Source organism: Algoriphagus aquatilis (assembly GCF_042657405.1).
Taxonomy (GTDB): domain Bacteria; phylum Bacteroidota; class Bacteroidia; order Cytophagales; family Cyclobacteriaceae; genus Algoriphagus; species Algoriphagus aquatilis.
Map to the genome: position 1 here is coordinate 335157 of NZ_JBHSKS010000002.1, position 24155 is coordinate 359311.

General features: G+C 42.9%; 22 protein-coding genes and 1 riboswitch. Of the genes, 20 read left to right on the top strand and 2 right to left on the bottom strand.

Features of this window, described 5'->3' with window-relative positions; all coding sequences use genetic code 11:
- Positions 1–21 precede the first annotated feature (21 nt).
- From ACFPIK_RS03775 to ACFPIK_RS03825, 11 genes are all read left to right on the top strand, one after another.
- Positions 22–1215 carry an argininosuccinate synthase gene (locus tag ACFPIK_RS03775; protein ID WP_377912370.1) on the top strand — a complete coding sequence of 398 codons (1194 nt, stop codon included), beginning with the start codon at positions 22–24 and terminating at the stop codon, positions 1213–1215.
- Complete coding sequence (gene argC / locus ACFPIK_RS03780) at positions 1208–2173, top strand: N-acetyl-gamma-glutamyl-phosphate reductase (RefSeq protein ID WP_377912372.1); 966 nt, start codon at positions 1208–1210, stop codon at positions 2171–2173. Before ACFPIK_RS03775 ends, argC begins: the two co-directional genes overlap by 8 nt.
- Positions 2174–2260: 87 nt before the next feature.
- Positions 2261–3394 carry an aspartate aminotransferase family protein gene (locus tag ACFPIK_RS03785; RefSeq protein ID WP_377912374.1) on the top strand — a complete coding sequence of 378 codons (1134 nt, stop codon included), beginning with the start codon at positions 2261–2263 and terminating at the stop codon, positions 3392–3394.
- A gap of 28 nt (positions 3395–3422) precedes the next feature.
- Complete coding sequence (locus tag ACFPIK_RS03790) at positions 3423–4367, top strand: Rossmann-fold NAD(P)-binding domain-containing protein (RefSeq protein WP_377912376.1); 945 nt, start codon at positions 3423–3425, stop codon at positions 4365–4367.
- Between the two features lie 112 nt (positions 4368–4479).
- A complete protein-coding gene (argB, locus tag ACFPIK_RS03795) occupies positions 4480–5280 on the top strand; it encodes an acetylglutamate kinase (RefSeq protein WP_377912378.1) in 801 nt (266 codons plus the stop codon).
- A complete protein-coding gene (locus tag ACFPIK_RS03800) occupies positions 5280–6350 on the top strand; it encodes a M20 family metallo-hydrolase (protein WP_377912380.1) in 1071 nt (356 codons plus the stop codon). Before argB ends, ACFPIK_RS03800 begins: the two co-directional genes overlap by 1 nt.
- A gap of 10 nt (positions 6351–6360) precedes the next feature.
- Positions 6361–7695 carry an argininosuccinate lyase gene (argH, locus tag ACFPIK_RS03805; protein ID WP_377912382.1) on the top strand — a complete coding sequence of 445 codons (1335 nt, stop codon included), beginning with the start codon at positions 6361–6363 and terminating at the stop codon, positions 7693–7695.
- A gap of 106 nt (positions 7696–7801) precedes the next feature.
- Entirely contained in the window at positions 7802–9343 is a 1542-nt protein-coding gene (locus ACFPIK_RS03810) for a SulP family inorganic anion transporter (RefSeq protein ID WP_377912384.1), read from the top strand.
- Positions 9340–9981: a carbonate dehydratase gene (can, locus tag ACFPIK_RS03815; protein ID WP_377912386.1), complete on the top strand. Its 642-nt coding sequence runs from the start codon at positions 9340–9342 to the stop codon at positions 9979–9981. Before ACFPIK_RS03810 ends, can begins: the two co-directional genes overlap by 4 nt.
- Positions 9982–10073: 92 nt before the next feature.
- Positions 10074–10182: riboswitch (SAM riboswitch) on the top strand.
- A gap of 183 nt (positions 10183–10365) precedes the next feature.
- Positions 10366–11670 (top strand): O-acetylhomoserine aminocarboxypropyltransferase/cysteine synthase family protein, encoded by a 1305-nt coding sequence (locus ACFPIK_RS03820; protein WP_377912388.1) that lies wholly within the window; start codon positions 10366–10368, stop codon positions 11668–11670.
- An 18-nt stretch (positions 11671–11688) separates the two neighbouring features.
- Positions 11689–12738 (top strand): homoserine O-acetyltransferase family protein, encoded by a 1050-nt coding sequence (locus ACFPIK_RS03825; protein WP_377912390.1) that lies wholly within the window; start codon positions 11689–11691, stop codon positions 12736–12738.
- 51 nt (positions 12739–12789) lie between these two features.
- Here ACFPIK_RS03825 and ACFPIK_RS03830 read toward each other — a convergent pair whose 3' ends face one another.
- Positions 12790–13233 carry a DUF2147 domain-containing protein gene (locus tag ACFPIK_RS03830; protein ID WP_377912392.1) on the bottom strand — a complete coding sequence of 148 codons (444 nt, stop codon included), beginning with the start codon at positions 13231–13233 and terminating at the stop codon, positions 12790–12792.
- 80 nt (positions 13234–13313) lie between these two features.
- On the opposite strand from ACFPIK_RS03830, the gene pdeM reads away from it, so the two are divergent.
- The 9 genes from pdeM to ACFPIK_RS03875 all read left to right on the top strand — a co-directional run bounded on the left by pdeM (position 13314) and on the right by ACFPIK_RS03875 (position 21935).
- A complete protein-coding gene (pdeM, locus tag ACFPIK_RS03835; protein WP_377912394.1) occupies positions 13314–13979 on the top strand; it encodes a ligase-associated DNA damage response endonuclease PdeM in 666 nt (221 codons plus the stop codon).
- A 42-nt stretch (positions 13980–14021) separates the two neighbouring features.
- Positions 14022–14912: a cell division protein FtsX gene (locus tag ACFPIK_RS03840; protein WP_377912396.1), complete on the top strand. Its 891-nt coding sequence runs from the start codon at positions 14022–14024 to the stop codon at positions 14910–14912.
- Positions 14913–14915: 3 nt separating this feature from the next.
- Entirely contained in the window at positions 14916–15125 is a 210-nt protein-coding gene (locus ACFPIK_RS03845; RefSeq protein ID WP_377912398.1) for a DUF3098 domain-containing protein, read from the top strand.
- Positions 15126–15163: 38 nt separating this feature from the next.
- A complete protein-coding gene (gene truB / locus ACFPIK_RS03850; RefSeq protein WP_377912400.1) occupies positions 15164–15847 on the top strand; it encodes a tRNA pseudouridine(55) synthase TruB in 684 nt (227 codons plus the stop codon).
- The gene (locus tag ACFPIK_RS03855; RefSeq protein ID WP_377912402.1) at positions 15834–16757 is read left to right on the top strand and encodes a bifunctional riboflavin kinase/FAD synthetase; all 924 of its coding nucleotides are present in this window, start codon (positions 15834–15836) and stop codon (positions 16755–16757) included. Before truB ends, ACFPIK_RS03855 begins: the two co-directional genes overlap by 14 nt.
- Positions 16758–16767: 10 nt before the next feature.
- Positions 16768–17463, top strand: a complete 696-nt coding sequence (locus ACFPIK_RS03860; protein ID WP_377912404.1) for a CoA transferase subunit A — start codon at positions 16768–16770, stop codon at positions 17461–17463.
- A gap of 61 nt (positions 17464–17524) precedes the next feature.
- Positions 17525–18184 carry a 3-oxoacid CoA-transferase subunit B gene (locus ACFPIK_RS03865; protein ID WP_377912406.1) on the top strand — a complete coding sequence of 220 codons (660 nt, stop codon included), beginning with the start codon at positions 17525–17527 and terminating at the stop codon, positions 18182–18184.
- 57 nt (positions 18185–18241) lie between these two features.
- Positions 18242–18583 (top strand): gliding motility protein GldC, encoded by a 342-nt coding sequence (gene gldC / locus ACFPIK_RS03870; RefSeq protein WP_377912408.1) that lies wholly within the window; start codon positions 18242–18244, stop codon positions 18581–18583.
- A gap of 319 nt (positions 18584–18902) precedes the next feature.
- Entirely contained in the window at positions 18903–21935 is a 3033-nt protein-coding gene (locus ACFPIK_RS03875; protein WP_377912410.1) for a carboxypeptidase-like regulatory domain-containing protein, read from the top strand.
- Between the two features lie 456 nt (positions 21936–22391).
- Here the strand turns inward: ACFPIK_RS03875 and ACFPIK_RS03880 are convergent, their stop codons facing one another.
- Positions 22392–23891, bottom strand: a complete 1500-nt coding sequence (locus tag ACFPIK_RS03880; protein ID WP_377912618.1) for a peptide MFS transporter — start codon at positions 23889–23891, stop codon at positions 22392–22394.
- Positions 23892–24155: the final 264 nt, after the last annotated feature.

Genomic DNA, 24155 nt, shown 5'->3' on the forward strand with positions numbered 1-24155 from the left:
GGGACAAACCTACTAGACAATATGAAAAAAGTCGTTTTAGCGTACAGCGGAGGTCTTGACACGACATTTTGCGCCTTGCATTTGACCAAAGATCTGGGCTACGAAGTCCATGCAGCTATAGTAAATACGGGAGGATTTTCTTCCGAAGAATTGAAAACCATCGAAGAGCGCGCAAAGACACTAGGTGTATCTTCTTTCACGATTTTGGATGTGGTGGATTATTACTACGAGTCCGTGATCAAATATTTGGTTTTCGGCAATGTGCTGAAAAATGCAACTTATCCCCTTTCGGTATCTGCCGAGCGAATCGTGCAGGCTAAATCTCTGGCTGAATATGCCAAATCCATTGGCGCAAAAGCTGTAGCCCACGGATCTACCGGTGCCGGAAATGATCAGGTGCGCTTTGATATGATTTTTCAAACCATCGTGCCGGATATCGAGATCATCACTCCTATTCGTGATTTGAAACTTTCCCGTCAGGAAGAAATCGAATACCTTAAAAAGCATGGCGTTTCCATGAATTTTGAGAAAGCCGCTTATTCGATCAACAAAGGAATCTGGGGTACATCGGTGGGTGGAAAAGAAACCCTGACCTCTTCCGAATACCTTCCTGAGGAAGCTTGGCCTACGCAAGTATCTGAGCACGAGCCAAAAGAAATTAAATTGACTTTTGATCAAGGTGAATTGAAAGGTGTAAACGGAGTGACTTATGATAATCCGGTGGATGCTATCTTGAAGGTTCAGGCTTTGGCAGCACCTTATGGAATCGGTCGTGATATTCACGTGGGTGATACGATCATCGGCATCAAAGGCCGCGTAGGATTTGAAGCGGCTGCACCGATTATCATTATCAAAGCCCATCAGTTGTTGGAAAAACACACCTTGACCAAGTGGCAGATGTTCTGGAAAAATCAGCAGGCTGAATTCTACGGAAATCACCTCCATGAAGGTCATTACCTCGATCCGGTGATGAGAAATCTCGAGGCTTTCTTGGCAAGTACCCAAGAGTTTGTTTCCGGTGATGTTCGTGTATTGCTTCAGCCTTACCGTTTCACCTTACTTGGAATTCATTCCGAGCATGATTTGATGTCTTCCAAGTTTGGAAGCTATGGAGAAATGAACAAAGGCTACACAGGAGAAGATGTCAAAGGATTTACCCGAATCTTGGGTAACCAAACTGCCATCTTCCACAAAGTCAACAGCGGAAATGACTAAGATCAAAACAGCGGTCATTGGAGCGGCAGGCTACACCGGAGGCGAACTCCTTCGGATTTTGGTTCATCATCCGGCGGTCGAACTGGTATGTGTCCACTCCAATAGCCAAAAAGGAAAAAAAGTCATCGAATCACATCCGGATTTGATTGGAGATTGTGACTTGGTATTTACCGACGTAGTGCCTTCTGAAGTGGATGCCGTGTTTTTGGGCCTTCCCCACGGAGAGACCAAAGGCTTTTTGGAAGCTCACTCCTTTTCTCCTGAAACGGTTATCATTGACCTTTCAACAGATTTCAGAGATGAATCGCACGGGTTCATTTATGGCCTTCCTGAGGTAAACTCCTCTAAAATTAAAACCGCGAAACGAATCGCAAATCCAGGTTGCTTCGCTACAGGGATTCAATTGGCTTTGGCACCGGCAATTTCTAAAGGTTGGATCAAAGATCAGGTACACATTAGTGGAATAACAGGTTCTACAGGTGCAGGAAAAAAGCTTGCTGAGACTTCCCATTTCAGCTATCGAACAGGCAATATGTCGGTTTACAAGCTTTTCACCCATCAGCATCTCAAGGAAATCAAGCAGACTTTCAGGCAATTGAATCCTGACTTTGGGTCAGAACTCTTGTTTGTTCCTTATCGGGGCAATTTCTCCCGTGGAATTTGGGTGACGGCTTATTTTCCTTTTGAAGGATCCGAAGTCGAGGCAGTGGCAGCTTATCAGGAATTCTATAAGGATGCGGCTTTTACGTTCGTGTCCACTCAGGATATCGACTTGAAGCAAGCAGTCAATACCAATAAGTGCATTCTATTTGTCCAAAAAGAAGCCGGACAATTGGTCATTTATTCAGCGATTGACAACCTATTAAAAGGTGCTTCCGGTCAGGCCGTGCAAAACTTCAATTTGGCCTTTGGACTGGAAGAGAAGTTGGGACTCAATCTTAAATCAATAGCTTTCTGATTTCGGAAATGGGATTTCGGATTTCGGACCAACCGAAATCATACATCCGAAATTCGAAATAAATCAAGCAGTAAATCGTAATTCCCCATGAATCTTTTCGACGTATATCCCCTCATTCCCGTCACCATTGACCGCGCAGAAGGCTGTCGGCTTTGGGACGATCAGGGGCAAGAATATTTGGATCTCTATGGAGGTCACGCAGTGATTTCCATCGGGCATACGCATCCGCATTACGTGAAGCGAATCAAAGATCAACTGGACAAAATCGCTTTTTACTCCAACTCAGTTGAGATTCCAATTCAGCAAGAGTTGGCCAAAAAACTAGGACACCTCTCCTGCCTACATGACTACCAGCTTTTCTTGGTCAACTCAGGCGCAGAAGCCAATGAAAATGCCATTAAAATGGCCTCGTTTGCTTCTGGCAAGTCTGGTTTCATCGCATTTTCAGGCGCTTTCCATGGCCGAACTTCCGGAGCTGTGGCTTTGACAGACAATCCGAAAATCGTAGCTCCATGCAATGCTCGAGAAGATTTTCACATCCTTCCTTGGGGTGATATCGAAGCGGTAGAAGAAGCGCTGAAGTCCAATACCATCGCAGGCATCATCATAGAAGGAATTCAAGGGGTGGGTGGAATTCAGGTTCCCGAACCAGATTTTCTCCGTGGCATTTCCTCTTTGGCTAAGAAATACGAAGCCAAATTAATCCTCGATGAGGTGCAATCCGGCTATGGCCGTACGGGTCGTTTCTTTGCCCATCAGTGGGTAGATGGCATCATGCCTGACCTCATCACGATGGCCAAAGGTATGGGCAACGGTTTCCCAATCGGTGGCTTGATGATTTCTCCGGAATTCAAAGCGAGCTATGGCTTGTTAGGAACCACTTTTGGAGGAAATCATTTGGCTTGCGCGGCGGGATTGGCAGTGTTGGAGGTTTTGGAACAAGAAAATCTGCAAGCTAAAGCATTGGAGCTTGGAGATCGATTGATCGAGGAATTGAAGACGATTCCGGGAATCATTGAGGTTCGAGGAAAAGGGTTGATGATCGGGATTGACCTAGATCGGGATGCGGGTCCTGTCCGCAATGAATTGGTCAAAAAATACCACATGTTCACCGGTTCGGCTGCCGGAAAACAGACAATACGTCTGCTCCCACCTTTGTCTGTCGAATGGAATCAGTTAAATTCGTTCTTGACCGCTCTGAAGGAAATTCTAGCCAATTGAGTTTCTCGGAGCCAATTCAACCCACTACATGAAGTACTTCACCCAATTTGAATCCAAAGAGCTAGGTCAGGAATTGATCGATTTGGCTCTCGCCTATAAAGCCAATCCACGTCTTGACCAAGCCAAAGGCCAAGGCAAGCGTGTCGGTTGTATTTTCCTCAATCCTTCTCTCAGAACACGAGTTTCTACTCAAATCGCTGCCCAAAATCTGGGCATGGAAGCCATGGTGCTCAACATGGACAAGGAAGGTTGGGCCCTAGAGATGCAGGAAGGTGCCATCATGAACAAAGGCACCGTGGAGCATATCAAAGATGCTGCAGGAGTCTTGGGTTCCTATTTTGACATTTTAGCGATCCGTGCATTTCCTTCTCTGACCAACAAAGAAGAAGATATGACGGACTTCATCTTTGGTCAATTCATCAAACACAGCGGAATTCCAGTGGTGAGTTTGGAATCGGCTACCCGACATCCTTTGCAAAGTTTAGCCGATCAGATCACCATTCAGGAGCATTTGATAGGGAAAAAGAAACCAAAAGTAGTTCTTACCTGGGGGCCTCATATCAAATCTATTCCTCATGCCGTGGCCAACAGCTTTGCCGAATGGTCACTTGGAATGGGACATGACCTCACGATCACCCATCCCGAAGGCTACGAACTCCATGAGTCTTTCACCGCGGGTGCTACCATCGAATACGATCAAAGCAAAGCCCTTCAGGATGCTGATTTTGTGTATGTTAAAAACTGGTCGGCATTTAATGAGTATGGGAAAATCTTATGCACAGATTCCCGCTGGATGCTGACAGAGGATCACTTTAAAAATGCATCTAACGGTAAGGTAATGCATTGCTTACCGGTGAGAAGAAACCTCGAGCTTTCTGATGAAATCTTAGACGGTTCCCGCTCTTTGGTACAAAAGCAAGCTGAAAATAGAATCTACGCTGCACAGGCAGTACTTAGTAAAATGCTCGGTTAACCTTTTTTAGCTTCCAAACCTATGAAATCGAGCATGACAAAAATGATGAACTTTACTTTTCAGGTTCAACATGCGAGATTCCATGTGGCAAATAAAAAAAATTAACGATCACATGAAAATCTCTATTATCAAAATCGGCGGAAACGTCATCGACTTCCCGGAGAAGTTGGATGAGTTCTTGGCCCTTTTCGCCAAGTTTCCTGGGCATAAAATTCTCATTCACGGAGGAGGTGTGTTGGCTTCCCGATTTGGAGAAAGTATGGGCGTGATGCCGGAAATGGTCGATGGTCGACGAATTACGGACAAGGATACCCTGGACATCGTAACGATGGTCTATGCGGGTCTGATCAATAAGAACATTGTGGCCAAACTTCAGGCTTTGAAAGTGAATGCCATCGGGATGACCGGTGCGGACGGCAACCTGATCCGATCCATCAAGCGGCCGGTCAAAGGGATTGATTATGGGTTTGTAGGAGATATTCAGGAGATCAACACCGAATTGGTGGATACCCTGCTCAGTGCGGGACTTCAACCGGTGGTCAATGCCATCACCCACGATAAAAAAGGCCAATTACTCAATACCAACGCGGATTCCATTGCCTCGGCTTTGGCTACCAGTCTGGCAAAAGATCACCATGTCAACCTTTACTTTTGCTTCAATAAAGCTGGGGTATTGATTGATGAGAAAAACGAAAATTCAATCATCCCACTGATCAATGAGGATATTTATGCCGAATTGAGAAAGGAAAATGTGATTCATTCCGGAATGATTCCCAAGCTGGACAATGCCTTTGAGGCCTTGAAAAAAGGGGTACATCATGTGTGGATTGGAAAAGCTGAAAATCTTCTTTTGGCAGCCAAAGGAAAAAAATCCGGAACCATCATCGAGCGTCAACGATACGATTTGTACTGATGGAAGATTTGAAAAGATTGTTTGATGATGCGGTAGATCTTCTGGAAAAGTTGATTTCCACTTCTTCCTTTTCCAAAGAAGAAAAAGAAACCGGTGATCTCATCGAGCAGTTTTTAAAGGAAAAAGGAGTAGAAACCCATCGCAGCGGAAACAACATTTGGGCTTTTGCATCTGAATACAATCCTGTTTTGCCAACAGTTTGGCTTAATTCCCACCACGACACCGTCAAGCCGAATTCTGGCTATACCAAAGATCCCTTTATCCCGATCGTAGAAGACGGGAAGCTTTTTGGCCTCGGGTCAAATGACGCCGGTGGCCCGTTGGTGTCGCTCTTGGCCACCTTTTGCCATTTTATAGGAAAAGACCTACCCTTCAACTTGTTGATGATAGCTTCTGCGGAAGAAGAAATCTCCGGTCAAAACGGTATTGCTTCCCTCATTTCTCAGCTTCCCGAAGCTGAATTGGCCATTGTTGGAGAACCTACGCAGATGCGATTGGCAGTTGCAGAAAAAGGATTACTTGTCGTCGATGCCAAAATTCACGGCAAAGCAGGTCACGCCGCAAGAGAAGAAGGAATCAATGCCATCTATCTGGCTTTGGAGGATTTGGAAGAAATCCGAAACTTCCAATTCAGCAAAACCTCACCTTTTCTAGGTCGCACCAAAGTCACTTGTACGGTGATTAAAGCCGGGCAGCAGCACAACGTAGTTCCTGACCTTTGCGAATATGTACTGGACGTCAGAGTAACCGATGCTTATACGTTGGAAGAAGCATTGGAAGAACTGCGGGATATTCTCAAAGCTGAATTAACTCCCCGCTCGCTCCGTCTTCAATCATCACATTTACCCAATGATCACTTAATGTATCGCGTGGCGGATGCTTTGGACTTGGAGACCTTTGGCAGCCCTACCCTCTCGGACCAAGCCTTGATTCCCTACCCTTCGGTCAAAATCGGCCCAGGAGACTCGGCCCGTTCGCATACCGCAGACGAATACATTTACCTGGAAGAAATTAAATCCGGTATCCAAGGTTATATCTCCATTATCAATCACTACGCAGCACTCAGCTAAACTTTGAATCATGAAAATCTGGCAAAAAGCTACCGATAGCAAAAAAGAAGTCGAACAATTTACCATCGGTCGTGATCCGGAATTTGATATTCTTCTCGCACCGTTTGATGTTCTCGGATCGATGGCCCATGCGCATATGCTTACCAAAATTGGTCTGTTGACTCAAGAGGACAATCTGATCCTCCAGAAAGGATTGAAGGAAATCTATTTCGAAATCGAAAAGGGTCAGTTTCAAATCGCTCCGGGCGTGGAAGATGTTCATTCACAAGTAGAATTTTTGTTGACCGAGCGATATGGAGAGGTAGGGAAAAAGTTACACAGCGGAAGAAGCAGAAATGATCAGGTTTTGGTGGATCTGAAGCTGTATTACCGCGCTGCCATTCGGGAGATTCTTGAAGAAACTCAGACTCTTTTTGATTTGCTGATTTCCTTGGCAGAAAAGCACAAAAACGATTTGATGCCAGGCTATACCCATACCCAATTAGCCATGCCTTCTTCGTTTGGATTGTGGTTTGGGTCATTTGCGGAAGGTCTCACGGAAGATCTAGGAATGCTGAAGGCAGCATTTGACCTGAGTAATAAAAACCCGTTGGGTTCTGCTGCGGGTTATGGGTCGAGTTTTCCCCTTGATCGAACTTTAACCACCGAGCTTTTGGGATTTGCTGATCTGCACCACAATGTAATCAATGCCCAAAACAGCCGTGGAAAAACAGAAAGAACCCTAGCTTTTGCTTTGGCAGGTATCGCCGGAACGCTCAACAAACTAGCGACCGATGTGTGCTTGTTTATGAACCAGCATTTTGCGTTCATTACCTTTCCTGACAATCTGACTACAGGAAGCAGCATTATGCCCCACAAGAAAAACCCGGATGTTTTTGAACTGATCCGGGCAAAAACCAATCAGATACAGGCGGTGCCGACTGCTGTGAGCTTTCTTTTGACAAACATGAGTACAGGTTATCACCGGGATATGCAGCTGCTGAAGGAGGAGATTTTTCCTGCTTTTGATACGTTGAAGTCCTGTCTGTGCATGAGCACCTTTATGCTTAAAGAAATCAAAGTGAAGCAAAACATCCTTCAAGATTCATTTTACAAGCATCTCTTTTCAGTCGAAGTAGTGAATGACCTCGTACTACAGGGTGTGCCTTTCCGAGATGCTTACAAAAAAGTGGGCCTGGATATCGAGGCGGGTCAATTTGCACCCGATCAGAGTCAAGTCAATCATTCCCATGAAGGAAGTATTGGAAACCTTTGTTTATCAGCAATAAAATCAAAAATGGCGACCCAGCTTTCTGACTTTGATTTCAAGAAAATAGATCGGGCATTTCAAGAATTACTCAAATAACTCGAGCAATTTAGCTAAAGGCAGAAATCTTAATTTTCATTTGTGAATTTTACCTTTATCTTAAAATGTTTTTATGATAAAAACTTCAGAGCAAGAGTAAACTTCTATGAAAAGCCTTTTAGGTTCCAATTTACGCTATGATCTTAAGGCCAGTTTGGTGGTCTTTTTGGTAGCACTTCCCCTTTGTTTAGGTATAGCCATCGCAAGTGGCGCTCCTCCTATGTCAGGTTTAATCGCAGGTATAGTTGGTGGAGTAATAGTGGGAGCATTTTCCAAATCTCATGTGTCAGTCAGTGGTCCTGCTGCAGGCTTGACAGTCATTGTTTTGGATTCCATTTCCAGTCTGGGAACATTTGAGCTTTTTCTGGGAGCGTTGGTGGCGGCAGGCTTGATCCAATTGATTTTAGGTTTTGCCAAGGCTGGAGTTTTGGGATACTATTTTCCTCATTCAGTCATCAAGGGAATGCTTACCGCCATTGGATTGATCTTGATTTTGAAGCAGATTCCACATGCGCTAGGCTATGACAAGGACTTCATAGGTGACTTTGCCTTTCAGCAGATGGATAAGCATAATTCCTTCACAGAGATTTATTATGCATTTCAGTATTACAGTCCAGGAGCTATCCCAATTGTATTGATCGCTTTAGCCATTTTGATATTTTTTGAAAGACCTCAAGTCAAAAATCACAAACTGCTCGGAGCAATACCGGGAGCATTATGGGCTGTTTTATCTGGAATTTTATTGAATAGTTTATACGCTAAGGTTCAGCCTGATTGGCTATTGAAGGATGAGCATTTGGTTTCTATTCCTTCTTTAACCAGTTTGAGTCAACTTCCTTCACTTCTCACTTTTCCCGACTTTGGGTTGATTGCCGATTCAGCTTTTTGGATTGTGGCCGTGACATTGGCTGTGATTGGAAGCATTGAAACTTTACTATCCATAGAAGCAGGCGACAAAATGGATCCATACAAGCGGATCACACCTTCCAGCAAAGAATTGGTCGCTCAAGGAATTGGCAATACAATTTCGGGATTGATCGGTGGACTACCGGTGACAGCCGTGATCGTGAGAACATCCGCCAATATTGCCTCAGGAGCGCGGACGAAGCTTTCCGCGATTTTTCATGGTATACTTTTAATGGTTTTAGTGTTGAGTATTCCAGGATTTTTGAACCAAATTCCTTTGAGTTGCCTTGCGGCTGTGCTTTTTATGGTAGGCTATAAACTTGCCAAACCTTCGATTTTTATTCATGAATTTGAAAAAGGATGGAACCAGTTTTTACCATTTTTTTTCACAGTAATTGCCATTCTATTGACAGACCTGTTGGTGGGAATTGGTATTGGAATGGTGGTTGGGTTGTTTTTTGTAATGAAAACCAATTTTCAACGATCCGTCACCGTTACAGAACTGAACGGCAACTACTTAGTGAAGCTTCAAAAAGATGTTTCTTTTCTCAATAAAGCTCCATTGATGAAGGAATTGACTCAAATACCTGAAGGAAGTTATGTGATTTTGAATGCTTCCAAAGCGGTATTTATCGATCATGATATTCAAGAGGTTTTGAATGATTTCATTGCTTCAGCACATTCCAAAAATATTACCATCACCATAGAAGGATACACCTATCACTTAAGAGAAGTCCAATGAACCCATACGAGAAACTACTATTACAAAACAAAGCTTGGTCGGAAGAGAAGCTTCAAGTAGATAAGGACTTTTTCAACCGTCTAGCCCATCAGCAGCGACCGAAATTCCTTTGGATAGGCTGCTCAGACAGCCGTGTTCCTGCGAATGAAATCACGGGAACCGATCCTGGTGAAGTTTTCGTCCACCGGAATATCGCAAATATGGTGGTGCATACTGATTTGAATTTGCTCTCAGTCCTACAGTATGCGGTGGAAGTGCTCAAGGTAGAGCATATCATCGTATGCGGGCATTATGGCTGTGGTGGTGTAGAAGCTGCCCTGGGCCATCAAAGCTTTGGATTGATCAATAAGTGGCTGCGAAATATCAAAGAGGTATATAAAACCTATGAATCAGAGATCGATTCAATCCCAGACCATAAAGCCCGCGTCAACCGTCTTGTGGAGTTAAATGTCCTGGAGCAATGCCAGGATTTACTGAAGACTTCAATTATTCAAAAAGCATGGAAAGACCGCCAGTCACCTGAAATTCATGGTTGGGTATATGGCTTGGATAATGGATTGGTGAAGGAATTAACTACGATTAAACCAGATTTTGACAACATTCATCCTGTCTTCAGGTATTCAGACGATCAATTCTGAAAAATTCAAAAAAGAATTTAAGCCCCTATTGTTTGATTTTCAAAAATAGGGGCTTTTCTTTGCAGCATCCTTTCACTTTTTTCCAGTGTGAGGATTTATAAAGAAGAGGCGAGAGACAGGCTCTAAGACCCTCTGGCAACCTGGAAAATCCAAGGTGCCAATTCCTGCCAAATGAGAAGGTCTCATTTGGAACTATAAATTCCTCGTATGATGAAAAGGCATCTTTACCTCCTCCAATTTCTTAGGCTTCAAGCCAAAAAATCAAAATCTTCAGGATCATCGGACAGATTGAATCATTCTGGTTCTATGCTCTTTTCGTGTTTTTCAGGATTTAACAAAACCTTTCTTTTCTAATAAATTCTTAACCCTTTAAACCTCAATTTTATGTCAGCAATCTATCGTTTTGAAACTCTTCAGCTACATGCCGGACAAGCTCCTGACCCTGCAACTAATTCGCGGGCTGTACCGATTTATCAGACCACATCGTATGTTTTCAACTCTGCCGAGCATGGTGCCAATCTGTTTGGATTAAAAGAATTTGGAAACATCTACACCCGGATCATGAATCCGACCACGGATGTTTTTGAAAAAAGAATTGCAGCCTTGGAAGGCGGTGTAGCAGCTGTAGCTACCAGTTCAGGGCAAGCAGCACAACTATTGGCCTTGCACAACATTCTTCAGGCAGGGGAAAATTTTGTCTCCTCTCCTTACTTGTATGGAGGAACTTACAATCAGTTTAAGGTGGCATTTAAGCGCCTAGGGATTGATGCTCGATTTGCCAAAAGTGACAAAGCAGAAGATTTGGAGAAACTGATTGATGATAAAACCAAAGCCATCTATCTGGAAACAATCGGAAATCCTGAGTTTAACATTCCGGATTTTGAATCAGTAGCTGCACTAGCCAAAAAGCATGGAATACCCTTGGTCGTAGATAATACTTTTGGTGCGGGTGGATTCCTTTGCCAACCTATCGCTCATGGAGCAAATATTGTGACAGCTTCAGCGACCAAATGGATCGGTGGACACGGAACTTCCATTGGTGGTATCATCGTAGACGGAGGTAACTTCAATTGGGGTAATGGAAAATTTCCTCAATTCTCAGAGCCATCTGAAGGATACCATGGCTTGAATTTCTGGGAGGTTTTTGGCGAAAACAACCCACTTGGACTTCCCAATATTGCTTTTGCCATTCGCACACGGGTAGAAGGTCTACGGGATCTGGGACCTGCTATTAGCCCATTTAACTCGTTCCTCTTACTTCAAGGCATCGAGACACTTTCCCTTCGAGTGCAACGTACGGTGGACAATGCTTTGGAAATTGCCAAATGGCTGGAAGCTCATCCAAAGGTCTCCAAAGTAAATTACCCTGGACTTACCTCTTCACCTTATCACGATGCTGCCAAAAAATACCTTAAACATGGTTTTGGAGGAGTGCTGAGTTTTGAGATCAAAGGCGATAAAGCATCCACTTCTCATTTCATCAATAAGCTCCAGTTGATTTCTCACTTAGCGAATGTAGGAGATGCCAAGACGCTGATTATTCAGCCCTCTGCTACAACGCATCAGCAACTCAACGATGAGGAACAAAAAGCTGCTGGTGTGACTCCTACCCTGCTTCGATTATCCCTTGGCATCGAACACATCGAAGATATCAAGGCTGATTTGCAGCAGGCATTTGACCAAATCTAATTACTCCTAATTACCCCAATGAACCTTATCAGCGAATTCGCAGACTTGACTATGACGCAGGAAATTTTCCATTCCCAAGAGCCTCTAACCTTAGAATCAGGTGAAATTCTTTCTCAATTTCATCTCGCCTACACTACCTATGGTCAGCTCAATCCGGAAAAATCCAATGTCATCTGGGTGGTCCATGCTCTGACAGGAGATTCAAAAGCTGCAGAATGGTGGAGCGGACTGATCGGAGAAGATAAATTCTTTGATCCGGGCAATCATTTCATCATCTGCGCCAATCTTCTGGGAAGCAATTATGGCTCATCAAATCCATTCAGCATCAATCCCGAAACAGGAGAAGCTTATTTCTATGACTTTCCCCAAGTAACGCCAAGGGACTTAGCTGCAAGTCTGGAAGCCCTGCGAATTCATCTGGAGTTAGAGAAAATCCATACGCTGATCGGAGGTTCACTAGGTGGGCAAGTTGCACTGGAGTGGGCAGTGACTTTAGGTCAAAAACTGAAAAATGCCGTGATTTTGGCATCTACAGCTAAAACCTCTCCTTGGGTAATCGGATTCAACGAAACCCAGCGGATGGCCATTGAGTCTGATTGTACCTGGGGAAATCGGAAGGAAGATGCTGGTAAAAAAGGCTTGGAAACAGCACGTGCCATTGCCATGCTCAGCTACAGATCTCCAGCTGATTTGAGAATCAAGCAAAGTGATCAAGAAGAAAAACTAGATGGATTTAGATCATCATCCTATCTCAGATACCAAGGTCAAAAACTGGCCAACCGCTTCAATGCACTCTCCTATTGGACCTTGACCAAAGCCATGGATAGCCATGATTTGGGTAGAAACAGAGGAGGCGTAGAAGCTGCTTTAGCACAGATTGAAGCCCGTGTATTGGCTATAGGGGTAAATTCTGATATACTTTTTCTTCCACAGGAATCACAGTTTATCAGCCAAAAAGTGAAAAGAGGAACGTATAAGGAAATCGATTCTACAGCAGGACACGACGCCTTTCTGATCGAATTTGAGCAGCTGGCCTACATACTCAAATCATTTTATTTGGAGAATTAAATTCAGATCTATCAGAATAAAGGCCTGTGGGATTAACCCACAGGCTTTTTTTTACTTTTTCACTTTGGTCCATTCGACAGTCCGACCTACAAATGAGAAACCGAGGTATCCTTTTACTTCCAAGATTTCCGGTGATTTGAGCTTGAGTTCGCAAGAATAGGTCTTGCCGGATTGAGGATCATAGATTTCCCCTCCTTTCCAAATCCCTGAAGAATACTTAAGCCCTGTGAGGAGTGGCAAGCCTAGCAAGGGTCTTGTTTTCAGTTTGGGGTCCGAGTTTTCTTTATCGGTGGCAGGCTTGCCCTGTGGATTGGGATCTTTCAGCCACACTATTTTTCCAATAAATTCAGTCCCTTTTTTTTGAATTTCGACTTGAGCCGTTTTTTCGGTGTTGTACCATACCCCTAAAATCGCGCTTTCAGTTTGTGCTAAGGATAGAGCTGGAATAGCAAAGATGAGGGTGATAAGCAGTGAAGTAAATTGTCGCATTTTCATGAAAACATCGGTTTGATATGCTTAAATACGAATAGCTTTGAAATTGTTTTTGACTTAGAAATAAGAAGTAGTTTGTAATAATGAGTGTCACCGTACCTTTCAAGGGCTTTTCACTGGAGTTATTGGCTAAAAAAGTGTTATGGATCAAGGAATTAGAAATCCTTTTGATAGCAGACTTGCATTTTGGAAAAGCGGCACATTTTCGAAAGTCAGGGATTCCCATTCCTGAACCTGTTCATGACGCCGACTTCAAAACCCTAAAAACACTTCACCAAGAGATTCAACCTAGACATACCTACTTTCTGGGCGATCTCTTCCATAGTGTCTGGAATGAACAATGGGAGGTTCTGAATTCCTTCTTGGAAACTTTCCCTCAAACTCAATTTCACTTGGTTAAAGGCAATCATGACATTCTTCATCCATCTGTTTACCGGCAGTCTGTATTGAAAATCCATCAGGAACCTTTGGTCATTGAATCGTTCGCACTTTCCCATGAACCCTTTGAAAAGGCTTTGGATGGCAAGTTGAATATTTGTGGGCACCTGCATCCTGGAGTATTGTTGAGGGGAAAAGCTAGGCAATCCGTCAGAATACCTTGTTTTTACAGAACCGGATCCACCTTGATTTTGCCAAGTTTCGGAAACTTCACCGGCTTAGCTCTAGTAGAACCCAAAGACGGTGATCAGATTTGGGGAATTTCAGGGGAAAAAGTCATTCCTATCCTTTCTGGCACATCGATTGGGTAAATCCCATCTGCTTTCCTAATTTTGAATTGAATTTTGTAATCCATGGCAAGTCCTGCACGAAAGAAAAAAACACTAGGCTATTTCAAATTTGGAAGTGTGCTATTCAGCACCACTCTTTCACTTTTTATCGTGGGTTTATTTGGAATCATTTTGATTCAAGCTCAGTCTTTGACCAAGATGATCCGGGAAAATATTGAAATTCAGGTTTTTTTGGATAAAAATCTCCCCGAAGATCAATTGGCTTCACTCCAAAAAGACCTTGCATCTAGGCCATTTGTCCTGATCAAATCCGATAGTTCTTCTCTTAGATTTATCTCAGAAGAAGAGGCTGCTGCCACTTTCGTGCAAAATACAGGAGAAGACTTTACCAAGTTTTTGGAAGACAATCCGTTGAGAGACAGCTTTGTATTTTCCGTATCCGATGAATACCAAAGCTCAGAGCAAATCGATGTAATCGCCAAAGAACTTCAGGACATTCCAGGAGTGTTTGAAGTCTCTTACATGACAGATTTGGTCGATTCTATTAACAAAAATCTGCTGAAAGTCAGTCTGGTCATGGGAGGTTTCATTCTCATTTTGATCATCACAGTGATCATGTTGATCAACAATACCATTCGAATCGCACTTTTCTCTCAACGCTTTTTGATCCGATCCATGCAATTGGTGGGTGCTACCAGAGGTTTTATCCGAAAGCCATTCTTGGTAAGAGCGTTCTTTTTTGGAATGCTAGCAGGATTGATTGCATCAGGAATCCTTTACGCATTGATCCAGTACACCCAAGCCAATATTGAAGGATTTGCTATGCTTCAAAACCTTGAATTAATGTTAATTCTCTTTGGAGCCTTAATTCTGATCGGTGGAATTCTGTCTGTATTGAGTACTTTGCGCGCTGTGAACAAATATTTAAACATGTCTTTGGACGAACTTTATTAACCCATGAGCAATACATCTTTTCCCTTTTCCAAGAAAAACTACCGACTAATGCTGATCGGAATGGCGCTTATCGTACTTGGATTTATCTTGATCGGAATGGACGGTGAGCCCCATGGCAATGGAGTTTTGGGATTGACCATAGGTCCCATTGTGACATTGGCAGGCTTTATTTTTGAGTTTTACGCCATTTTTGCAAAATCAGAGAAGAACTGATTCCAATCGCTTTTCTTGGAAAAGCAACCTCACAAAACATGCAGCAAGAAGCTTACGGAGAAGTTTTCCTTATCGATAAACCTCTGGAATGGACCTCATTTGATGTGGTCAAAAAAGTGCGAAACGCCCTTAAAATAAAGAAAGTAGGTCATGCGGGCACTTTAGATCCATTGGCTACTGGTCTTCTGATCGTATGTGCAGGCAAAATGACCAAGCAGATCGAGACCTTCATGGGTCAGGAGAAAGAATACACCGGAACTTTTGTTATCGGTGCTACCACTGAATCATTCGACCTGGAAAAGCCGGTGATACCGGTTTCAGATCCTTCTTCGATCTCCCTCAGCCAAGTCCAAGAAGCAGCAGCAAAACTTACAGGGAATATTCTGCAGATACCCCCGATGCACTCAGCCATCAAAGTAGATGGAAAACGGGTTTACGAATCTGCCAGAGCAGGGAAAGAAGTGAAAATGGAACCTAGGCCAGTGGAAGTTCGTGAGTTTGAAATCACCCGATTTGAAAGGAATGAAATTGATTTTAGAATTTCCTGCTCCAAAGGCACTTACATTCGGAGTTTAGCTCGAGACATGGGTGAAATCTTGGGTGTTGGAGCTTATCTCAAAAAACTCTGCCGAACCCGTATCGGTTCATATAAACTGGAAGACGCTAGTGAATTGCAATCCTTGGTTGAAGAACTAAAAAATCGACCCCATGAGAATCTATGAAGGATTGGAGGATTTTCTCCCCGTACCCAATGCGGTGGTTACCTCAGGGACGTTTGATGGTGTACATCTTGGTCATCAAAAGATTATTCAGCGGATTCGAGAACTGGCCCGTTCGATTCAGGGTGAGACAGTTCTGATTACTTTTTGGCCACATCCCAGATTGGTACTTTACCCTACCGAACATCACCTGAGACTACTTTCTACTTTTGAAGAGAAAGCCAACCTTCTGAGGCAATTTGGAATTGATCATTTGGTTACCATCCCCTTTACCCAGGAATTTTCTCAAATGACCTCAGAAGAGTTTATTCGAAAGATTTTGGTAGAAAAAATCCATACCAAAAAGCTGGTCATTGGATACGATCACAGATTTGGGAAAAACCGGGAAGGAAGTTTTGAATACTTAAAATCCCATGGGCAGGAATTTGGCTTTGAACTCGAAGAAATCTCCCGCCAGGATGTAGATGAAATTGGGGTGTCAAGCACCAAAATCCGAAAGGCACTGGAGAGTGGCGATATCAAAACTGCCACCAATTACCTTGGTCGGCTTTATGAGCTTAACGGTTTGGTCGTTAAAGGTCAGCAAATCGGACGATCCATTGGATTCCCCACCGCCAACATTCATATTCCAAACGATTACAAACTTATCCCTCATGATGGCGTTTATGCCGTAGAGGTAAAAGTGGAAGGTGTCCTATACAAAGCCATGTTGAATATCGGAAATCGGCCAACTGTAGACGGTACAAGAAAAACCGTGGAAGCCCACCTATTTGATTTTCAAGGTGACTTATATAACAAGCTAGTAACTGTCTCCTTCAAAGAATTTATTCGAGAGGAGCGGAAATTCGAAAATCTGGAAGCCTTAAAAAACCAACTGGTTCAAGACCAAAAATTGGCCAAATCGATACTATAAACCCAAATCAATGATTACGAAAACTGTCAAAGACGCTCGGGAAGCTGTGGCTGATATTCCAAGTGGGGCCTTTCTGATGATGGGAGGCTTTGGATTGAGCGGAATTCCTGAAAACTGTATTTCTGCTCTTTTGGAGAGGGAAATCAAGGAGTTAACCATCGTGTCCAATAACGCGGGAGTGGACGATTTTGGCATCGGTCTCCTTTTGAAAAAGGGAATGGTGAAAAAGATGATTTCAAGTTATGTGGGTGAAAATGCGGAATTTGAGCGACAACTACTCAGTGGAGAATTAGAAGTCGAACTTATTCCTCAAGGCACATTGGCAGAAAGGGTAAGAGCCGGAGGTGCTGGAATACCTGCTTTTTTCACTCCCGCAGGTGTGGGAACAGAAGTGGCCGATGGAAAGGAAATCAGGGAGTTTGAAGGTAAATTATACTTGATGGAAAGATGGCTTCAGGCTGATTTTTCTTTGGTAAAAGCGTGGAAAGGCGATACTGCTGGCAACTTAATCTTTCGTGGCACAGCGAGGAATTTCAATCCTATGATGGCTGCAGCCGGCAAAATCACCATTGCAGAAGTGGAAGAACTGGTACCTGCGGGGGAGCTGGATCCCAATCAGATTCACACACCGGGAATTTACGTACAGCGAATCTTCCAAGGTAAAGATTACGAAAAGCGAATCGAACAGCGGACCATTTCCAAATAACTGGAGTTCTCATTTTTTCTTATGTCTTAGGTCTTTTGTCTTAAAACTTAGAACAACCCAAATGCTAACCAAAGAACAAATCGCTCAAAGAATCGCCAAAGAGGTGAAAAATGGGCAATACATAAATCTAGGCATAGGCATCCCTACCCTAGTTGCCAATTACATTCCCTCCGACTTAGACGTAGTTCTTCAGTCTGAAAATGGACTTTTGGGAATTGGCCCCTTCCCTAGCGAAGATCAAGTCGATCCCGATTTGATCAATGCAGGCAAGCAAACTATTACGATGGTGCCTGGATCGGCATTGTTTAACTCCGCTGAATCTTTTGCCATGATCAGAGGTGGACATGTCCATTTGACAATTTTGGGAGCCATGGAAGTTTCAGAAAACGGCGACATTGCCAATTGGAAAATCCCGGGAAAAATGGTCAAAGGAATGGGTGGTGCCATGGATCTGGTAGCCTCAGCCAAAAATATTATTGTGGCCATGCAGCATTGTTCAAAGGATGGCCAATCAAAACTTCTACCTACCTGCGGCTTACCGATTACCGGAATCCGATGTGTAAAAAAAATAGTATCAGACCTTGCGGTTTTAGAAATTGCCCCCGAGGGCGGATTCATTCTTAAGGAAAGAGCGCCGGGAATCAGCGTTGAAGAAATCCAAGCTAAAACTGCGGGTAAACTGATGATTGATGGAGAAATACCAGAAATGAAATTCGATTAATTACCTATGAGGGAACCTCAAAAGATGAAAACCAGTTTCCCGATAAAATTCTAACCCATGAAAAAGTCAGAAATCAAATTCCAGGTAGAGCTGGATGCGAATAACCTTCCTAAGTCAATTCTCTGGGATGCTTCAGATAAAGAGGCAGAGGGCCTCGAGTCTTCAAAAAGTATAAGTTTGAATGTTTGGGACAACCTGAATCATTCTACATTGAGGATTGATCTTTGGACAGAAGACATGTCAGTAGCCGAGATGAAAAGGTTTTACATAGATATTATCGGAGGCATGGCGCAGACTATTTTGAATAGTACAGGTGACGAATATATGGCTGAAGAAATGAAAGATCTTTGCGATCGAATGGTCAAGCATGTAAATGAGGAGAACAAGAAAAATTCTTGATTCAATGAAATTAGACTTAAAAAAGGCCCAGATTCATTAGGGCCTTTTTGTTTTTTAAAAATTATTGATCAAAACAATTTTTGTTGAATTATTAAGGAAAAGTGAGCTTAACTAAGCTTTCGCTAATAGATTTTGATTTTTTTTAATTTATCTCAAAAAACCTTCTCAGTTTCCAAATTGAGCCGCTTATTGAAATTTTGCAAGACATACATTTTTTCTAAACAAGCCATAGAAAATTATCTTTTTAACATAAATTTCGAATAATTGAGTCGAAATATATCCGATTCATTAATCATCCAAACATCTTACAAAATAGCCTATGAAAAATTTTACCAGAAAAATCTGGGGCTCAGTGTTGTCATTTGCGCTGCTAGTTTCCTTGGGAACTACCATGGCAATAGCCCAGACCACCATCTCCGGTACGGTTACTGATGCAGGAACCAAGGAAACACTGGTTGGGGTAAATATCATCGTAAAAGGAAAAGTGATCGGAACCATCACTGACCTTTCGGGAAAATTCACTCTCAATGTCAATCAAGCTCCACCTTTTACCTTGGTATTTTCCATGGTTGGTTTTAACTCCAAGGAAGTGGAAGTAACTGGTGGAATGTCAAATCTCTCCGTAGAATTGGCAGAATCTTCAATTATGGGTCAGGAAGTAGTGATTTCAGCTTCTCGAGTAGAAGAAAGCATCATGAAATCACCTGTCTCTGTAGAAAAGATGGACATTATCGCTATCAGAGAAGTACCTCAAGCAAGTTTCTATGATGCTCTAAACAACATGAAAGGTGTAGAAATGAGCACACAGTCACTCACTTTCAAATCGTTTAACACCCGCGGTTTTAATGCCAACGGTAACGTGCGAACTGTGCAGATGATTGATGGTATGGACAACCAAGCTCCAGGTCTAAACTTCTCTGTTGGTAACATTGTGGGTATTTCTGAGCTTGATCTAGAAAGCGTTGAATTGCTTCCTGGTGCATCTTCTGCCCTATATGGTCCAAACGCGATCAATGGTATTCTCTTAATGACTTCTAAGAATCCATTCCAATATCAGGGTCTTTCTGCGAATGTCAGAACTGGTATTATGAACGAAAGCAGCAGAACCAATCCAAGTACCGGTTTCTATGATTTCAGCGCTAGATATGCTAAAGCATTTAGCGATAAAGTTGCCTTCAAAGTAAACATGTCCTATTTGAGAGCAGATGACTGGCAGGCAAATGATTTCAGAGATCAGTCTTTGTTGAATGGTTCTACAATTGCAACAGGATCTCTGGCAACTAACCCTGCATACAATGGTGTGAATATTTACGGGGATGAGACCAATGTCAACATGTTTAGCATCGCTCAGCAAATGGTGGCAGCAGGAGCTCTTCCAAATGCAGCATTGGGTGTAATCCCTCAGACTTTCGTTTCTCGTACTGGTTACAGAGAATCTGATCTGGCTGATTATGGCACCAAATCATTGAAACTGAATGCTGCATTGCATTGGAGAATCACTGACAGAGTAGAAGCTATTCTTCAAGGAAATTATGGTTTTGGTACTACGGTTTATACCGGAGCTGACCGTTATTCCATTGCCAATTTTAACATGGGCCAGTACAAAGCTGAATTGAAAGGCACCAACTGGTTTTTGAGAGCTTATACCACGCAAGAGCGTTCTGGTGATGCATTTGCAGTAGGTATCGCTGCTCAGGGTATCAACGAGGCTTGGAAGCCAAGTACCACCTGGTTCCCTCAGTATGTCGGAGCCTTTGCTCAGGCTAAGTTACAGGGTGCTAATGATGCTACTGCACACGGAGCAGCAAGGGCATTTGCAGATCAGGGTCGTTTGGTTCCTGGTACTCCTGCTTTTGAAGCTGCCAAAAATGCAGTTACCTCTAGACCAATCCCTGGAAATGCAAGTGGTGTAGGTGCGCAATTCGTAGATAAAACTAACCTATATCATTTCGAAGGTTCTTATCAGTTTGCTGATATCAAATGGGCTGATTTCGTAATTGGAGCCAACTACAGAATCTACCAATTGAATTCAGAAAAGACCTTATTCGCTACTGATGAGAATGGTGATGAATTCTCCATTAAAGAATATGGTGGATATGCACAAGGCTCCAAGCGCTTGTTTAATGACAAATTTAAATTGACAGCCTCTGTTCGTTATGACAAAAATGAAAACTTTGAAGGACAGTGGTCTCCGAGAGTTTCAGGTGTATACTCTGCTGGAAATCACAACTTCAGAGCTTCTTACCAAACAGGTTTCCGAATCCCAACTACCCAAGACCAATACATTGACTTGGTAACGCCTCAGGCAAGATTAATTGGTGGTTTGCCTTTGTTCAGAGACCGATATAACTTCTCTGGAAATCCAGTATATACCCTGGCGACTGTGACTCAGTTTGGTGGTGCTGTTTTGGCAGCTACACAGCCAAATTCTCCTGTTTATCAGGCAAGTATCCAACAAGCCACCCAGTTGGCAATTCAGCAAGCTACTGCAATCGTAACAGCACAAGTACAGGCGGGACAAATTTTACCTCAAAATGCACCTGCTGCAATCGCTGCATTGGTTCCTTCATTGGTTCCTCCAATTGCTGCTCAATTGGTGCCTGCTAATGCTGCAGCTGCCAATAAAGACAAATTGGTCACCTATCAACCAACTACCTTCCGTCCTGAAGTGGTTAAATCTTACGAAATCGGTTACAAAGGATTGTTCTCCAACAGATTGTTGATCGACTCTTATGTTTACTTCAACCAATTCCAAAACTTTATTGGTGGACAAGTATTGATTCAAGATAGAAACTTCAATCCTCAGAATCCTGCTTCTGCTCTTGGTTTGAATCTATTGTCTGCAAATACACGAAATGTGTACTCCATGCCGGTCAATAGAACTGAAGTGATCCGCTCTTGGGGTTGGGCTTTGGGTGCTGATTACAAGCTTCCAAAGAATTACTCCATTGGTGGTAACGTATCTTACAATACACTTAGCAACTTGGATGAATTGGCTGAAACAGGTTTCCAGCCTTCTTTCAACACTCCTGAATACCGATATGTAATCAACTTTGCAAACAGAGAAATTGCCAAAAACCTAGGTTTTGCAGTCTCTTACAGATGGCAGGGTGAATTTGCTTGGCAGTCCTCTTTCGTAGCTCCAGCAGTTTCTTCACAGCAGCTTTCTGTGATGCCAGCATTCGGTACGTTTGATGCTCAAATGAGCTACAAACTGAAGTCGCTCAAATCCATCGTAAAAGTAGGCGGAACAAACCTATTCAACAGCACTGGTTACAGACAAGCTTGGGGTAACCCAACAGTCGGTACCATGTACTTCGTGAGCTTGACCTTTGATGAGTTCTTGAACTAAGATCGAGTTCTTCCCATTAACCAAAAGAGGCTGTTCAAATGAACAGCCTCTTTTTTATTTATTGGATTTGATTTCATGAATAATATCTAATTTTTGAACGGCACTTGAATTCCAGACCTAGATCTAGGAAATGGTTATCCAGCATCTCGATTTACATTAATACCCTAGCTTTTTTCAAATCAGCCATCTACAAAAGCTCTACCTGAATCAGAAAATAGTTTCATTATTGACTACATTTTAAACTAGGTGACTAGACTTCTTTAGCGGAAAAGATATAATTCCTTTACCATAAGAAATGTATCCTAAAATGAGAAAAGTGAGCAATTCTCAATCAAAGCACCTGATTGTTTTTGATCCATTAAAAATGAATGAAAACTAATTTTTCCTGATGGGAAGAGCAAAAAAAACACCTGCTTGACAGACCAAACAGGTGTTTTGAATATTCTATTAGTTGGATTAATGTACCTCTCCCATCTTTTTTCTAAGAATGGGTTTCAGCAAGAATAAAACCGCTGCTGATCCAATTACGGTATAGACAATCAGCATAAACTGATCAGGCATGGCCGCAAGTCCTTCCTCCGAACCCCCGCTCGCTTCTCCCGCAATCAATCCAGCAAATAGGTTCCCTAGTGCTACAGAAAGGAACCAGATGCCCATCATCTGACCTCCGTAGCCATTTGGCGCCAATTTGGTTACCAAGGAAAGCCCAACAGGAGACAAGCTCAACTCTCCAAAGGTGTGGAGCAAATAGGTGATGATCAACCAGCTTGGTGCAGCTAGCTCACCAGAAGCCGCAATTTTAGTAGCGAAATACATGACAAAAAAACCTAGACCCAACAGCAATAATCCAAAAGTGAATTTGAGCGGTGAGCTTGGTTCGAGGTTTTTCCTTCCAAGCCACACCCAAAGGGCTGCAAAAAACGGAGCGAAAATGATAATGAACAAGGAATTGATCGATTGAAAATAACCGGTAGGAATATCCCAACCTAAGATGGTGCGATCAGTGAATCTTTCTGCAAATAGATTTAGCGTAGAACCGGCCTGTTCAAAACCAGACCAAAACATGGCTGAAAAAATGAACAACACCGCAATAACACCCACTTTATTCTTATCAGCTTTCTTAAGTCCTCCAAAAGCAATGACATACCCCAGATAACCAAAGGCTACTACTGCAATGACTGAACCCGATGCTCCGGCAATAGCTGATGCATTAATTGGAATTACCCCAGTAAACAAAACGGCTATGACAGCAGCCCCAATCAATCCAATCAAGGAAGTAATGGACCGAAGCTTCTTCTGAGCGGATTTTTCAATTTCTGTCACCACCACTGGTGCCTCACCATAACCATCCAAGGCACCGCCTGTGAGTTTGTACTGAATAAGCCCAAAAACCATCCCCAGACCTGCCAAACCAAAACCAAGGTGCATATCGTACTCTGCTACCGTCGAACAGGCAATCGGAGCAATAAATCCACCGATATTGATACCCATGTAGAATATAGAAAAGCCGGCATCTCGCTTGGAACTACCTGCAGGATAGAGCTGACCAACAATGGAACTGATATTAGGCTTAAGTAACCCTGTCCCTAAAACAATCAAAATAAGTCCTAGGAAAAAGGAAGTGGTATCTAACGTGCTGAGTGATTCCTTTACTTCTGAAACACCGGTAATCCAAGTTTGAATGCCTGGCAAGGCCATCATAAAATGTCCTAATGCGATGATGATTCCTCCATACCATACAGACTTTTTCAAACCAAACAGACGGTCAGCTAACCATCCCCCAGGCAAGGCTAACAAGTAAACCCCCATGGTATAAAGTCCATACACAGCACCGGCCGTCTTATCATCAAATCCCAAACCACCGTCCACGATAGCTTTGGTCATAAATAGAATCAAAAGGGCACGCATTCCATAATAGCTGAATCGTTCCCACATTTCGGTGAAGAAAAGGGTCATCAAGCCCTTTGGGTGTCCAAAAGCGGTAGGACCGCTGAATTCTGAGGTTGCTTTATTTTCCAATTGAGTGAAAATTTGGGTTTAATTTATTTTACAATGATAAACTTTTTTGTCACTCGATTGCAAAAATGAAACAGTTGAAAGCCCTCCTTTTACTTCTTAGGCAGCTTCCTTTTTTCTAATTTTAGATACAAAATACTTTCAAAATAGCTTACCAAATAATTTTCTGTATTCTTTACGAAATCGATTGAAAAGCTAAAAAAC